The 14,241-nt window shown below is 67.7% G+C and carries 10 protein-coding genes, 2 rRNA genes and 1 pseudogene; 2 read left to right on the forward strand and 11 right to left on the reverse strand.

What is annotated here, in order from left to right; translation table 11 throughout:
- Nucleotides 1-30: 30 nt before the first annotated feature.
- The 3 genes from OHN74_RS08635 to OHN74_RS08645 are packed head-to-tail and all read right to left on the reverse strand — an operon-like array spanning nucleotide 31 to nucleotide 2,083.
- Nucleotides 31-936, reverse strand: a complete 906-nt coding sequence (locus OHN74_RS08635) for an NAD kinase (RefSeq protein WP_327693933.1) — start codon at nucleotides 934-936, stop codon at nucleotides 31-33.
- Nucleotides 933-1,748, reverse strand: coding sequence for a TlyA family RNA methyltransferase (locus OHN74_RS08640; protein ID WP_327693934.1), 816 nt, complete (start codon nucleotides 1,746-1,748; stop codon nucleotides 933-935). Before OHN74_RS08640 ends, OHN74_RS08635 begins: the two co-directional genes overlap by 4 nt.
- 14 nt (nucleotides 1,749-1,762) lie before the next feature.
- Entirely contained in the window at nucleotides 1,763-2,083 is a 321-nt protein-coding gene (locus tag OHN74_RS08645; RefSeq protein ID WP_327693935.1) for a hypothetical protein, read from the reverse strand.
- Between the two features lie 42 nt (nucleotides 2,084-2,125).
- Here OHN74_RS08645 and OHN74_RS08650 point away from each other — a divergent pair, with 42 nt between their 5' ends.
- Entirely contained in the window at nucleotides 2,126-2,473 is a 348-nt protein-coding gene (locus OHN74_RS08650) for an SCP2 sterol-binding domain-containing protein (protein ID WP_327693936.1), read from the forward strand.
- A gap of 6 nt (nucleotides 2,474-2,479) precedes the next feature.
- Here OHN74_RS08650 and OHN74_RS08655 read toward each other — a convergent pair whose 3' ends face one another.
- From OHN74_RS08655 to OHN74_RS08670, 4 genes are all read right to left on the reverse strand, one after another.
- Complete coding sequence (locus tag OHN74_RS08655) at nucleotides 2,480-3,358, reverse strand: ABC transporter ATP-binding protein (RefSeq protein WP_327693937.1); 879 nt, start codon at nucleotides 3,356-3,358, stop codon at nucleotides 2,480-2,482.
- A complete protein-coding gene (locus OHN74_RS08660) occupies nucleotides 3,355-4,419 on the reverse strand; it encodes a FecCD family ABC transporter permease (protein WP_327693938.1) in 1,065 nt (354 codons plus the stop codon). The genes OHN74_RS08655 and OHN74_RS08660 overlap by 4 nt, the downstream gene beginning before the upstream one ends.
- Nucleotides 4,416-5,459: a FecCD family ABC transporter permease gene (locus OHN74_RS08665; RefSeq protein WP_327693939.1), complete on the reverse strand. Its 1,044-nt coding sequence runs from the start codon at nucleotides 5,457-5,459 to the stop codon at nucleotides 4,416-4,418. Before OHN74_RS08665 ends, OHN74_RS08660 begins: the two co-directional genes overlap by 4 nt.
- 72 nt (nucleotides 5,460-5,531) lie before the next feature.
- On the reverse strand, nucleotides 5,532-6,566 hold the full coding sequence (locus OHN74_RS08670) for an HAD hydrolase-like protein (RefSeq protein ID WP_327693940.1): 1,035 nt from the start codon (nucleotides 6,564-6,566) through the stop codon (nucleotides 5,532-5,534).
- A 73-nt stretch (nucleotides 6,567-6,639) separates the two neighbouring features.
- Here OHN74_RS08670 and OHN74_RS08675 point away from each other — a divergent pair, with 73 nt between their 5' ends.
- Nucleotides 6,640-7,944 (forward strand): DUF1015 domain-containing protein, encoded by a 1,305-nt coding sequence (locus OHN74_RS08675; RefSeq protein ID WP_327693941.1) that lies wholly within the window; start codon nucleotides 6,640-6,642, stop codon nucleotides 7,942-7,944.
- 56 nt (nucleotides 7,945-8,000) lie between these two features.
- On the opposite strand, the gene OHN74_RS08680 is transcribed toward OHN74_RS08675, so the two are convergent.
- The 4 genes and pseudogenes from OHN74_RS08680 to OHN74_RS08695 all read right to left on the reverse strand — a co-directional run bounded on the left by OHN74_RS08680 (nucleotide 8,001) and on the right by OHN74_RS08695 (nucleotide 13,967).
- Nucleotides 8,001-8,843, reverse strand: a complete 843-nt coding sequence (locus OHN74_RS08680; protein WP_327700048.1) for a hypothetical protein — start codon at nucleotides 8,841-8,843, stop codon at nucleotides 8,001-8,003.
- Nucleotides 8,844-8,939: 96 nt separating this feature from the next.
- Nucleotides 8,940-10,478: pseudogene (locus OHN74_RS42860) on the reverse strand (hypothetical protein); the annotation flags it as partial.
- A 143-nt stretch (nucleotides 10,479-10,621) separates the two neighbouring features.
- Nucleotides 10,622-10,738 (reverse strand): 5S ribosomal RNA (gene rrf / locus OHN74_RS08690).
- 106 nt (nucleotides 10,739-10,844) lie between these two features.
- Nucleotides 10,845-13,967, reverse strand: a 23S ribosomal RNA gene (locus tag OHN74_RS08695).
- Between the last annotated feature and the right edge of the window lie 274 nt (nucleotides 13,968-14,241).

Raw genomic sequence — 14,241 nt, forward strand, 5'->3', positions numbered from 1 at the left:
GACGAGCCCGATCCACCCCCACAGCAGGCGCTAGTGAGGAGCCCCCCGCCACCCGGACACCGGCAACGCGAACTTGGCCACCAGTCGATCGGTGAACGACGCATGGTGCAGCCGAGCCAGCCGAACCGGCACAGCCCCCCGCCGAACCTCCACCCGCGCCCCCGGAGGCAACTCCACGGTCCGCCGCCCGTCACACCACAGCACCCCCGGAGGAATGTGCGGCAGAACCTCCACAGCGAGCACGGAATCCGGCGACGTCACCAACGGCTTCGCGAACAGCGCGTGCGCACTGATCGGCACCATCAGCAACGCCTCCACCTCGGGCCACACCACGGGCCCACCGGCCGAGAACGCATAGGCGGTCGACCCGGTCGGCGTGGACAGGCAGATGCCGTCACACCCGAACCCGGTCACCGGCCGCCCGTCGATCTCCAGCACGACCTCCAGCAACTTCTCCGCGGACACCTTCTGCACGGCCGCCTCGTTCAGCGCCCAGTCGGTGTGCACGATGTTGCCGTTCTGGTGGACGACGACGTCGATGGTCATCCGTTCCTCGACCTCGTACGCCTTCGTCACCACCCGGTCGACAACCTTGTCGAGGTCGTCGCGCTCGGCCTCGGCGAGGAAGCCGACGCTGCCGAGGTTGACGCCGAGCATCGGCACCCCGGACGCCCGGGCGAACTCGGCGCCGCGCAGCAGCGTGCCGTCGCCGCCCAGCACGATGAGCAGCTCGCACCCGTCGAGGCACTGCGCGGTGGCCTCCTCCACGAGCTCCACCTCCGGCGGCAGCGGCAGGTTGGCCGCCTCCGCCGCGAGCACCCGCACCCCGAGTCCGGAGCGCACCAGCCCCTGGACGACCAGTTCGGCGCTTCTGATCGCGGCCGGCCGCCCGGTGTGGGCGAGCAGGAAAACAGTACGATCTCGGGTCTGAGTCAACGAGGCCCCTCCGCCACTGCACGGTCGACATCGGCCGGGTTGAGTTCAGGTGCGCCGGCCCGCAGCCACAGAAAGTACTCGACATTCCCCGACGGCCCGGGCAGCGGGCTGGCGGTCACGCCCTGCACACCCAGCCCCAACTGCCCGGCGCGGGTGGCAACTCCGCGTACTGCCTCGGCACGCAGTTCGGGACTGCGTACGACTCCTCCACTGCCCAGCCGTTCCTTCCCCACTTCGAACTGTGGCTTGACCATCATCACCAGGTCGGCATCTGGTGCCGCGCACCGCGCAAGGGCGGGCAGCACGAGACCGAGCGGGATGAAGGACAGATCCCCCACGACAAGATCCACTGGTTCCCCATCGATCGCTTCGAGCGTCAACTCGCGTACGTTCGTACGGTCCTTGACGGTGACGCGTTCATCGCTCTGGAGAGACCAGGCAAGTTGTCCGTACCCCACGTCGACGGCGACGACGTGTGCGGCACCGGCGCGCAGCAGTACGTCGGTGAACCCGCCGGTGGACGCGCCGGCGTCCAGCGCCCGCCGGCCGCCGACCTTCAGCCCCTGCGGAACGAAGACCTCCAGGGCGCCCGCGAGCTTGTGGCCGCCCCGGGAGACGTACTCGGGATCGTTGTCGTCGGCCACGACGACGATCGCGGCTGCGGTCTCCACCTGGGTGGCGGGCTTGGTCGCGACGGTCTTGCCGACGGTGACCCGCCCGGCGGCGATCAGCTGGCTCGCGTGCTCGCGCGAGCGCGCGAGTTTCCGCCGCACCAGCTCGGCGTCAAGGCGGCGGCGTGCCACTCCTGCCACGTTCGGTTCAGCTCCTATGTGCCGTACGTCGATGGGGGCGCCGGAGGTCCCGGGCGGGCGTCGAGCGCGGTGAGCGTGTCGCGCAGCCCCCGGTGTACATCCTCGTACACCTCCACATGTCCGTCCGTGGCGAGGTGGTCGGCGTCACCGAGCCGGTCGAGCAGGGCGTCGACGTCCGCGTTGCCCGTGGAGGTGCGGGGGATGTTCAGCGGGGCCGGGGCGCCGGGGTCGGCCCCGGGTTCGACGGCCGCCTCCGGAACCGTATCCGCAGCCGGATCCGAAACCGGAAGCGGTGCCTCCTCCGGGCCCTCGGCCGGCGGCACTGAGTCGTTCATGCCCTGACGCTACCGCGAACGGCTGAGGTACCGTCGTTCGCGATGGCGACGACAGAGGAGTGCCGCAGCGCACTCGACAAGCTCTCGGACAACATGGCGGGCGCGAGCGGGGACGTACGCGAGGCGGCGGCCCTGGACCGCTCGCTGAGCTGCCATGTCACCGATCTGGACGTCACCTTCGTCGGACGTCTGCAGGGCGGCCGTATCGAGGTCCGGGAGACTCTCCAGGGTCCGCCCCGGGAGAAGGCGGAGATCCGGCTCGCCATGTCCGGCGACGACCTGGTGGCGATGGTCTCCGGCGAGCTGAACTTCGCGAAGGCGTGGGGCTCGGGCCGGGTGAAACTGGAAGCGGGCCTGCGAGACCTCTTCCGCCTCAGAAAACTCCTCTGACCACCCTCAGGGGGCTTCCGCGGTCACCCTGGTACGGGCCTTGCGCGCGGCCGGCACCACCAGCGGCGTCCCCGTCTCCGGATCGTCGATGACCTGGCAGCGCAGCCCGAACACCTCCTCGACCAGCCCGGCCGTGACGATGTCGCCCGGCGCGCCCTCGGCGACGACCGAGCCGTCGCGCAGCGCGATGAGGTGCGTGGCGTAGCGAGCCGCGTGATTGAGGTCGTGCAGTACGGCGACCAGGGTCCGCCCCTGTTCCTCGTGCAGCTCGGCACAGAGGTCGAGGACGTCGATCTGGTGCTGGATGTCGAGATAGGTCGTCGGCTCGTCGAGCAGCAGCAGCGGTGTCTGCTGGGCGAGCGCCATCGCGATCCACACGCGCTGCCGCTGGCCGCCGGAGAGTTCGTCGACATAGCGGTCGGCGAGTTCGGCGACGCCGGTCGACTCCATGGACTCCTGGACGATCCGCTCGTCGTCGTGGGACCACTGGCGCAGGATGCCCTGGTGCGGGTAGCGGCCCCGGCCCACCAGGTCGGCGACGGTGATCCCGTCGGGCGCGATCGACGACTGCGGCAGCAGCCCTAGCGTCCGCGCGACCTTCTTCGCGGGCATCGACTGGATGACCTGCCCGTCGAGCAGCACGCGGCCCTCGCTCGGCTTCAGCATCCGCGACAGGGCCCGCAGCAGCGTGGACTTGCCGCAGGCGTTCGGGCCGACGATGACCGTGAACGAGTTGTCGGGGATCTCCACCGACAACTGTTCGGCGATCACACGCTGGTCGTAGGCGAGGGTCACGCCCTCGGCGGACAGGCGGTTCACGGTGTTGGTGCCCTTCTCGACGTTCTCGTTCACTGAGCCGCTCTTTCTCTGCGCGCCCGGGCTCATATCCGGCCCGCCTTCCGCTCGGTGACCAGCAGCCACAGCAGGTACACCCCGCCGAGCACACCGGTCACCACCCCCACGGGCAGCTGATCGGCGCCGAAGAGCCGCTGCGAGGCCCAGTCGGCCACGATCAGCAGGGTGGCGCCCATGCACATGGACGGAACCAGGTTGGGGCCCGGCGAGCGGGTCAGCCGCCGGGCGAGCTGCGGCGCGGTCAGCGCCACGAAACCCACGGGCCCCGCGGCGGCCGTGGCAGCCGCGGTGAGCAGCACGGCGGCCAGCATCAGCACCAGCCGTACGCGCTCGACGCGCACCCCGAGGGCGTACGACACGTCGTCGCCCATCTCCGTCATCCGCAGCCCGCGCGCGTTCACCAGCACCACGGGCACGAGGACCGCGCACAGCCACAGCAGGGGCCAGACCTGGTCCCAGTCCCGCCCGTTGAGGGAACCGGTCATCCACACGACCGCACGGGCCGCGTCGACGAGGTCGGCCTTGGTGATCAGGTAGCCGTTGACCGCCGTGACGACCGCGGAGACCCCGATACCGACGAGCACCAGCCGGTACCCGTGCACGCCCTGCTTCCAGGCCAGCAGATAGATGGCGAGCCCGGTCACCAGCCCGCCCACCAGCGCCCCGACCGTGACCGCGGCGGCACTCCCGGAGAACAGCACGATCATGACCAGCGCACCGGCGGTCGCGCCCTGGCTGAGGCCGAGTACGTCCGGACTGCCCAGCGGATTGCGGGAGATGGACTGGAAGAGCGCGCCGCCCAGCCCGAGCGAGGCCCCGACCAGCAGCCCGACCAGGACGCGCGGCAGCCGCAGCTCGGTGACGATGAACTCCTGGCCCGCGTTCCCGTCGCCCAGCAGCGTCTTGAGGACGTCCCCGGCCGGGATCGGGAAGTCACCGGTACCGATCAGCACCACGCTCGCGGTGAGGACGGTCAGCAGCAGCGCCACGACGACGACCAGCGCGCGCACGTCCAGCCGGAGCGAGAGGCCTCCCGGGGTCCGTACGACACGGTTGGCGCGGCGGGCCGGCAGTACGGGGTTGCTCTTCACAGCTGCGCCGTCCTCCGCCGTCGAACGAGAAAGATGAAGACCGGGCCGCCGATGACCGCGGTGACGATGCCGACCTGGAGCTCGGCGGGCCGGGCGACGATCCGCCCGATGACATCGGCGCCGAGCAGCAGCACCGGCGACAGGACGGTCGCGTACGGCAGGATCCAGCGCAGGTCCGGCCCGGTGAAGGACCGGACCGCGTGCGGGACCATCAGGCCGACGAAGACGATCGGGCCGCAGGCGGCGGTCGCGGCCCCGCACAGCACGGTCGCGGCGGCCATGGACAGCGCGCGGGTGCGCTTCAGGTCGGCGCCGAGGGCGCGGGCGGTGTCGTCGCCCATCGCCACGGCGTTGAGCGGCCGGGCGAGCAGCAGCGCGAGGACCGTGCCGGCCACGATGAACGGCAGGACCTGCGTGATGGTGTCGTCGGTGGCCGAGGCCAGCGAACCGACCGTCCAGAAGCGCATCCTGCTGAGCGCGGCGTCGTCCGTGATCATCACGGCCTGGAGATAGCCGTAGAGCGCGGCGCTGATCGCGGTGCCCGCGAGCGCGAGCCGCACGGGTGTGGCACCCCGGCTGCCGCCGAGGAACCAGACCAGCGTTCCGACGGCGGCGGCCCCGAGGAAGGCGAACCACACATAGCCGTTGAGGGAGGTGACGCCGAAGAAGGTGATGGCGGTGACGACGGCCGCCGACGCGCCCGCGTTGATGCCCAGCAGCCCGGGATCGGCCAGCGGATTACGGGTCAGCGCCTGGAGAACGGCTCCGGACAGCCCGAGCGCGGCACCGGCGAGCAGTCCGAGAAGGGTGCGTGAGACGCGCTCGCCGACGACGACGTCCCCGTAGGTCCCCGAGTCCTGGAACAGCCCGTGCCAGACCTGCTCCGGAGACAGTTCCTTCGCGCCGATCGCGATGCTCGCGAGGGCGACGAGAAGCAGGATCCCCAGGGAGAGGAGAAGTCCGACCGCTCGTATCGCCTGACGCTTCGGGGGCGCGGGAGCGGTCTCCGCACGCGGCTCAGGAGGACTGTCGACCAACACGAGGTTAGGTTAGCCTACCCTCCCCAAAGCCCCGTTGCCCGTCCCCGGCAGCAGCCCCCGAGACGCGCTGCTTCACAGCCCCAGCCGCGCCAGCGCCTTCCCCCCGTCCAACGCGCACACGCCGTCTCCCGCCGCCGTCCAGGCCGCCGCGCACAGCGCGCGAAGCCCGTCGAGCGCCTCCCCGTCGCCTGTCAGCTCCAGCCGCTCCTCCCCCGCCACAGCCGTCCAGCCCCCGCACCGGAACCCGCCGCCCGCGTCCGCCTCCGTCACCTCCGGCTGCCCGGTCAGCAGCCCCCTCAGGTCGGCGTCGACATAGGTGGGCCGGTGCTGCGGCGGCGCGGCCAGCAACTGCGCGCCGTCAGCCACTCCGGTCAGCACCAGCAGCGAGTCGACCTCCCCGTTGAACGCGCCCTCGATGTCCGTGTCCAGCCGGTCCCCGACGACCAGTGGACGCTCGGCCCCGGTCCGCAGCACCGTCTCGCGGTGCATCGGCGGCAACGGCTTGCCCGCCACCTGGGGCTCGGCGCCGGTCGCGATGCGCACGACCTCGACCGCGGCCCCGTTGCCCGGCGCGATCCCGCGTGCGCTGGGGATCGTCAGGTCGGTGTTGGACGCGAACCAGGGCACCCCGCGCGCGATGGCGTAGCACGCCTCCGCGAACCGCCCCCAGGGCAACTCGGGCCCGCCGTACCCCTGTACGACAGCCACCGGCGCGTCCTCGGCCGACTCGACGGGCTCCAGGCCGCGCTCGCGCAGCGCGACCCGCAGTCCCTCACCGCCGATCACCAGCACACGGGCGCCCGCCGGCACCTGGTCGGCGATCAGCCGGGCCACGGCCTGCGCCGAGGTGATGACGTCCGAGCCCTCCGTCGCTATGCCCAGCTCGGTGAGGTGCTCGGCCACCGCGTCCGGCGTCCGCAGCGCGTTGTTGGTGACATAGGCGAGCCGCATCCCACCGTCCCGCGCGACCCCGAGCGACTCGACGGCGTGCACGATCGCGTTGCCCCCCGCGTACACCACCCCGTCAAGGTCGAGCAGCGCCGTGTCGTACGCCTCACTGAGGGCCCGCGCACTGCCCTCGGGCCGCGTCCTGACGGTCTGGCTCATTGTGCATCGCTCCTCGTTCGACCGGCTTTCCCCAGATCATCCCCCATGCCACTGACAGCCCTACGATGCACCAATGAACACTGCAGGTCCCGCGGACGTACCGGCTCGCATGGGCCTTCAACTGACCCCCTTCCGGGGCCTGCGCTACGACCCCGACCGGGTCGGCAGCCTGGCCGCCGTGACCTCCCCTCCGTACGACGTCATCGTGCGCCCGGACGGCCTGATACACCTCGAATCGGCCGACCCGCACAACATCGTCCGGCTGATCCTCCCCCAGGCGGCCACACCGTCCATCCGCAACGAACAGGCGGCGGACACCCTGGACGACTGGCTGGCCGAGGGCATCCTGACCGCCGATCCCGAACCCGCCCTGTACGTCTACGAACAGCGCGACACGACCGGGCACCTCCAACGCGGGGTCATCGGCGCCCTGCGCCTGTCGGAACCGTCGGAAGGCGTCGTCCTGCCGCACGAGGACGTCATGCCCCACGTGGTGGCGGAACGGGCGGCCCTGATGCGCGCCACCTACGCGAACCTCGAACCCCTCCTCCTGACCTACCGGAGCGACGACTCCGCCACGGTGTCTCCGTGCACCACGAGCGCGGTGGTCGAACGCACGGTCGCCCGCCCCCCGCTGCTCTCGACGACCACGGAGGACGGTTTCGGCCACCGCCTCTGGGCGATCACCGACCCCGCCGAACTGGCCGGGATCCAGACGGACCTGACCCACCACCAGGCCCTGATCGCCGACGGCCACCACCGCTGGGCCACGTATCTGCGTCTACGCGCGGAGCACCCGTCCCCCAGCCCCTGGGACCACGGCCTGGTACTCCTCGTGGACACCGCCCGCTATCCCCTGCGCGTCCGCGCGATCCACCGCCTCCTGCACGGCCTCCCGGTCTCCGAGGCCCTGGCGGCCCTGGAGGGCCACTTCCGCGTACGTCGTCTGACGGCCCCGCTCCCCGAGGCTCTCACCGCCCTCGCGGAGGCGGCCACCGAGGGCAACGCCTACCTCCTGGCCGGCGACGGCGCCTTCCACCTCGTGGACCGCCCGGACCCTGCCCTCCTGGCCCGTACGATCCCGGCCGACCGCCCGCAGGGCTGGCGGACCCTGGACGCGACGGTCCTGCACGCCACGCTCCTGGACCACATCTGGCACATCCCCGAGGACTCACCGGCGCGCATCGCGTACATCCACGACACGGCGGCCACCGTCGAGAAGGCGGAACAGGACGGCGGAACGGCCGTCCTGATGCACCCGGTCCGCGAGCAGGTCGTACGCGACCTCGCCCGCCAGGGCGTGACGATGCCCCGCAAGTCGACGTCCTTCGGCCCCAAACCGGCCTCGGGCCTGGTCCTGCGCACGCTGTCGCACTGAAACGCGAAAGGGCGGGACCCCTTACCGGGATCCCGCCCTTCACCGATTACCGCAGGTCAGCGCTTGTCGCCCTCGACTTCGTCCGAAGGACTGTCGTCAGAGTCGTCGCTGTCGTCAGCGGATTCAACCGTTACCACCGACTCGACAGCCTCGGTGGCGTCGACAGCCTCGGTGGCGTCGGCAGACTCGACCTCAAGGGACTCGACGCTCTTGTCGTCAAGGTCGCTCTCATCCCCGTCCTCGTCGCCCTCCGCGTCCGCGTCGGCGTCCTCCTCGTTCTCGTCGAAGGCGTCGACGAACTCCACGCCGTCCAGCTCGGCGAGCCGGTCGGAGGCGTTCGTGCTGCCGTCCTTGTCGGACTCTACGGCCTTGGCGAACCACTCCCGCGCCTCGTCCTCGCGCCCGGCGGCGAGCAGGGCGTCGGCGTAGGCGTACCGCAGGCGCGCGGTCCACGGCTGTACGGAGTTGGAGGCCAGCTCCGGACTCTGCAGGGTCACGATGGCCGCGTCGAGCTGATCCATGTCGCGCCGGGCGCCGGCCGCGACGAGCCGCATCTCGACCTGCCCCGCCTTGTCCAGCTTGTGCACCTCGGGCGCCCCGGCCATCTCGAGCGCCTTCTCGGGCCGCCCGAGCCCACGCTCACAGTCGGCCATGACGGGCCACAGTTCGACGTTCCCGGTCATCCGCCGAGCCGCACGGAACTCGGCCAGCGCCTCGCTGTACTTCTGGTTCGCGTAAGCGGCGAACCCGGCCGCCTCTCGTACGGCGGCCACGCGCGAGGCCAGTCGCAGAGCCACCCGCGAGTACCCGTAAGCACCTTCGGGGTCCTCGTCGATGAGACGGGCGACCATCACCAGGTTCTTGGAGACCTCTTCCGCCAGCCCCTTGGGCAGGCTCATCAGCTCCTGGCGTACGTCCTTGTCGATCTCGTCGCCCGTGACGTCCTCGTGGATGGGCAGCCGCTTGATCGGCTCCCGGTCGCGGTCACGCTCGTCGCGGAACCCGCCGCCACGCCGGTCATCGCCCCGGCTGTCGTCACGCCCCCGGTATCCGCCGCCGCCGGCGGGGCGACCTCCACGGTCGTCACGCCCACGGAAGCCACCGCCGGTGGGACGGCCACCTCGGTCGTCACTCCGCCCACGGAACCCACCACGATCATCGTCACGCCGAACAAAGCCGCCGCGGTCACCACGGTTGTCGTCCCGGCCACGGCTGTCGTCCCGACTGAAGCCACCACGATCGCCTTCACGGCGGTCGTCATCACGCCGGAATCCACCACGGTCGCCACGGTTGTCGTCCCGGCCACGGAACCCACCGCCGCTTCCGGCTGAACTGCCCCCGCGGTCATCCTCTCGGCGGAAACCGCCGCGGTCACCCCGGTTGTCGTCGCGACGGAACCCGCCACCACCGGCGGGACGGCCACCTCGGTCGTCCTGACGGTCGTCTCGACGGGGGAACCCACCGCCGGCCGGACGGCCACCACGGTCGTCACTCCGCCCACGGAACCCACCACGATCATCATCACGCCGGAAGCCGGAACGCTCCCCGTCCCGACGGTCGTCGCGCCGGTCATCGCGACGGGGGGCTGCCGGCCGGTCATCACGCCCACGGAAGCCACCGCCGGCGGGACGGCCACCGCGGTCGTCCTGACGGTCGTCCCGACGGGGGAACCCACCGCCGGCCGGACGGCCACCACGGTCGTCACTCCGCCCACGGAACCCACCACGATCATCATCACGCCGGAACCCACCGCGGTCACCGCGATCGTCTTCCCGACGGAACCCGCCACCACCGGCCGGACGACCACCGCGGTCGTCCCGACGGGCAAAACCACCACCAGCGGGACGACCGCCACGGTCGTCACTGCGCCCACGGAACCCACCACGGTCGTCGTCACGCCGGAACCCACCGCGGTCACCGCGATCGTCTTCCCGACGGAACCCGCCACCGCTGGCGGGACGGCCACCGCGGTCGTCCTGACGGTCGTCCCGACGGGGGAACCCACCGCCGGCCGGACGGCCACCACGGTCGTCACTCCGCCCACGGAACCCACCACGATCATCATCACGACGAACGAAGCCGCCGCGGTCACCGCCACCACCACGGTTGTCGTCCCGACGGAAAGCGGGACGGTCCCCTCGGTCGTCACGACGGGGTCCCGCCGGACGGTCCGAGCGCTCCGGCCGGTCCGAACGGTTGTCACGCTGGAACGCGGGACGAGCCCCGCGATCTCCGTCACGGCGATCGTCGCGGCGCGGAGAGCTGCCGCGCTCACCACGGTTGTCGTCGCGACGGAAACCTCCGCCGGCGGGCCGCTCACCCCGGTCGTCACGACGGGGGGCAGCCGCGGGCCGGTCGTCACGGCGACCGTAACCACCCGTCGGTCGGCTCCCACGGTCGGACCCACCACGGTCGTCGCGGCGGTCGTTGTCACGGCGCGGAGCCCCTCGGTATCCGCCACGATCGCCGCGGTCACCACTGTCCCGGCGGCGCTGGTCGCGCTCCGGGCGCTCGTCGGGAGAGTTGGTGGACATGATGGGTGACTCCTGTCATCGGTACCGCAAGTCATTCTCGCGCAGCCGACTAGCCGGCGCGCTACGGGCAGTGTGCTTGTTGAAAAAACAAAAGGACCCCTGGTCCCAGCGTGAACGCTGGGACCAGGGGTCCTCCAAAGATTGTTCGGCGGCGTCCTACTCTCCCACAGGGTCCCCCCTGCAGTACCATCGGCGCTGAAAGGCTTAGCTTCCGGGTTCGGAATGTAACCGGGCGTTTCCCTCACGCTATGACCACCGAAACCCTATTGGTTTCGAGCGAACAAGCACACTTTTCAGTTGGATGTTCCAGCTCAAAAGCCGACAACGGTCGTTGTCTCAGAACTAACACAGTGGACGCGAGCAACTGAGGACAAGCCCTCGGCCTATTAGTACCAGTCACCTCCACCCGTTACCGGGCTTCCAGATCTGGCCTATCAACCCAGTCGTCTACTGGGAGCCTTACCCCATCTAGTGGGTGGGAACACTCATCTCGAAGCAGGCTTCCCGCTTAGATGCTTTCAGCGGTTATCCCTCCCGAACGTAGCCAACCAGCCATGCCCTTGGCAGGACAACTGGCACACCAGAGGTTCGTCCGTCCCGGTCCTCTCGTACTAGGGACAGCCCTTCTCAATGTTCCTGCGCGCGCAGCGGATAGGGACCGAACTGTCTCACGACGTTCTAAACCCAGCTCGCGTACCGCTTTAATGGGCGAACAGCCCAACCCTTGGGACCGACTCCAGCCCCAGGATGCGACGAGCCGACATCGAGGTGCCAAACCATCCCGTCGATATGGACTCTTGGGGAAGATCAGCCTGTTATCCCCGGGGTACCTTTTATCCGTTGAGCGACGGCGCTTCCACAAGCCACCGCCGGATCACTAGTCCCGACTTTCGTCCCTGCTCGACCCGTCGGTCTCACAGTCAAGCTCCCTTGTGCACTTACACTCAACACCTGATTGCCAACCAGGCTGAGGGAACCTTTGGGCGCCTCCGTTACTCTTTAGGAGGCAACCGCCCCAGTTAAACTACCCATCAGACACTGTCCCTGATCCGGATCACGGACCCAGGTTAGACATCCAGCACGACCAGACTGGTATTTCAACGACGACTCCACAAACACTGGCGTGCCCGCTTCACAGTCTCCCAGCTATCCTACACAAGCCGAACCGAACACCAATATCAAACTATAGTAAAGGTCCCGGGGTCTTTCCGTCCTGCTGCGCGAAACGAGCATCTTTACTCGTAGTGCAATTTCACCGGGCCTATGGTTGAGACAGTCGAGAAGTCGTTACGCCATTCGTGCAGGTCGGAACTTACCCGACAAGGAATTTCGCTACCTTAGGATGGTTATAGTTACCACCGCCGTTTACTGGCGCTTAAGTTCTCAGCTTCGCCACACCGAAATGTGACTAACCGGTCCCCTTAACGTTCCAGCACCGGGCAGGCGTCAGTCCGTATACATCGCCTTACGGCTTCGCACGGACCTGTGTTTTTAGTAAACAGTCGCTTCTCGCTGGTCTCTGCGGCCACCCCCAGCTCGGAGAGCAAGTCTCCTCACCAGTGATGGCCCCCCTTCTCCCGAAGTTACGGGGGCATTTTGCCGAGTTCCTTAACCATAGTTCACCCGAACGCCTCGGTATTCTCTACCTGACCACCTGAGTCGGTTTAGGGTACGGGCCGCCATGAAACTCGCTAGAGGCTTTTCTCGACAGCATAGGATCATCCACTTCACCACAATCGGCTCGGCATCAGGTCTCAGCCCTAATGTGTGACGGATTTACCTATCACACGGCCTACACCCTTACCCCGGGACAACCACCGCCCGGGATGGACTACCTTCCTGCGTCACCCCATCACTCACCTACTGCAGGTCTGGTCCGTCGGCTCCACCACTCCCCCTTGCCCGAAGGCTCCGGGGCGGCTTCACGGACTTAGCATCGCCTGGTTCAATGTTTGACGCTTCACAGCGGGTACCGGAATATCAACCGGTTATCCATCGACTACGCCTGTCGGCCTCGCCTTAGGTCCCGACTTACCCTGGGCAGATCAGCTTGACCCAGGAACCCTTAGTCAATCGGCGCACACGTTTCCCACGTGTGTATCGCTACTCATGCCTGCATTCTCACTCGTGAACCGTCCACCACTAGCTTCCGCTGCAGCTTCACCCGGCACACGACGCTCCCCTACCCATCCCAACAGGCGTTGGCCCTATTGCTGGAATGACACGACTTCGGCGGTACGCTTGAGCCCCGCTACATTGTCGGCGCGGAATCACTAGACCAGTGAGCTATTACGCACTCTTTCAAGGGTGGCTGCTTCTAAGCCAACCTCCTGGTTGTCTGTGCGACTCCACATCCTTTCCCACTTAGCGTACGCTTAGGGGCCTTAGTCGATGCTCTGGGCTGTTTCCCTCTCGACCATGGAGCTTATCCCCCACAGTCTCACTGCCGTGCTCTCACTTACCGGCATTCGGAGTTTGGCTAAGGTCAGTAACCCGGTAGGGCCCATCGCCTATCCAGTGCTCTACCTCCGGCAAGAAACACACGACGCTGCACCTAAATGCATTTCGGGGAGAACCAGCTATCACGGAGTTTGATTGGCCTTTCACCCCTAACCACAGGTCATCCCCCAGGTTTTCAACCCTGGTGGGTTCGGTCCTCCACGAAGTCTTACCTCCGCTTCAACCTGCCCATGGCTAGATCACTCCGCTTCGGGTCTTGAGCGCGCTACTAAACCGCCCTATTCGGACTCGCTTTCGCTACGGCTTCCCCACACGGGTTAACCTCGCAACACACCGCAAACTCGCAGGCTCATTCTTCAAAAGGCACGCAGTCACGACTGTATATGCAAGCACATACAGCGACGCTCCCACGGCTTGTAGGCACACGGTTTCAGGTACTATTTCACTCCGCTCCCGCGGTACTTTTCACCATTCCCTCACGGTACTATCCGCTATCGGTCACCAGGGAATATTTAGGCTTAACGGGTGGTCCCGCCAGATTCACACGGGATTTCTCGGGCCCCGTGCTACTTGGGTGTCTCTCAAACGAGCCGTTGATGTTTCGACTACGGGGGTCTTACCCTCTACGCCGGACCTTTCGCATGTCCTTCGCCTACACCAACGGTTTCTGACTCGTCTCACGGCCGGCAGACCATGAAAGAGAGATCCCACAACCCCGTATACGCAACCCCTGCCGGGTCTCACACGCATACGGTTTGGCCTCATCCGGTTTCGCTCGCCACTACTCCCGGAATCACGGTTGTTTTCTCTTCCTGCGGGTACTGAGATGTTTCACTTCCCCGCGTTCCCTCCACACACCCTATGTGTTCAGATGTGGGTGACAGCCCATGACGACTGCCGGGTTTCCCCATTCGGAAACCCCCGGATCAAAGCCTGGTTGACGACTCCCCGGGGACTATCGTGGCCTCCCACGTCCTTCATCGGTTCCTGGTGCCAAGGCATCCACCGTGCGCCCTTAAAAACTTGGCCACAGATGCTCGCGTCCACTGTGCAGTTCTCAAACAACGACCAACCACCCGTCACAACCCACCAAAGCGGATTTTTACCGGGGCCGGCACTGAAGGCGGCTTCACAGCCGTACCCTCAGACACCCAACAGCGTGCCCGACCATGTCCCGCCCGGAGATCATGCTTTCCACGCCCTCTTGCGAGAGCAGTACTTACAAGCCTCCGACCCGTGAACCCGGCCGAATAATCAACGTTCCACCCATGAGCAACCAGCACCGGACATTCGCCGATGTACT

Source organism: Streptomyces sp. NBC_00459 (assembly GCF_036013955.1).
Lineage (GTDB): Bacteria > Actinomycetota > Actinomycetes > Streptomycetales > Streptomycetaceae > Streptomyces.

Excerpts from the sequence above, each read along its gene's own strand:
- OHN74_RS08655 (WP_327693937.1), bottom strand. The coding sequence starts at position 3,358 with ATGAGCCCGGGCGCGCAGAGAAAGAGCGGCTCAGTGAACGAGAACGTC.
- OHN74_RS08670 (WP_327693940.1), bottom strand. The coding sequence starts at position 6,566 with ATGAGCCAGACCGTCAGGACGCGGCCCGAGGGCAGTGCGCGGGCCCTC.
- OHN74_RS08645 (WP_327693935.1), bottom strand. The coding sequence starts at position 2,083 with ATGAACGACTCAGTGCCGCCGGCCGAGGGCCCGGAGGAGGCACCGCTT.
- OHN74_RS08650 (WP_327693936.1), top strand. The coding sequence starts at position 2,126 with ATGGCGACGACAGAGGAGTGCCGCAGCGCACTCGACAAGCTCTCGGAC.
- OHN74_RS08675 (WP_327693941.1), top strand. The coding sequence starts at position 6,640 with ATGAACACTGCAGGTCCCGCGGACGTACCGGCTCGCATGGGCCTTCAA.
- OHN74_RS08680 (WP_327700048.1), bottom strand. The coding sequence starts at position 8,843 with ATGAGCCTGCCCAAGGGGCTGGCGGAAGAGGTCTCCAAGAACCTGGTG.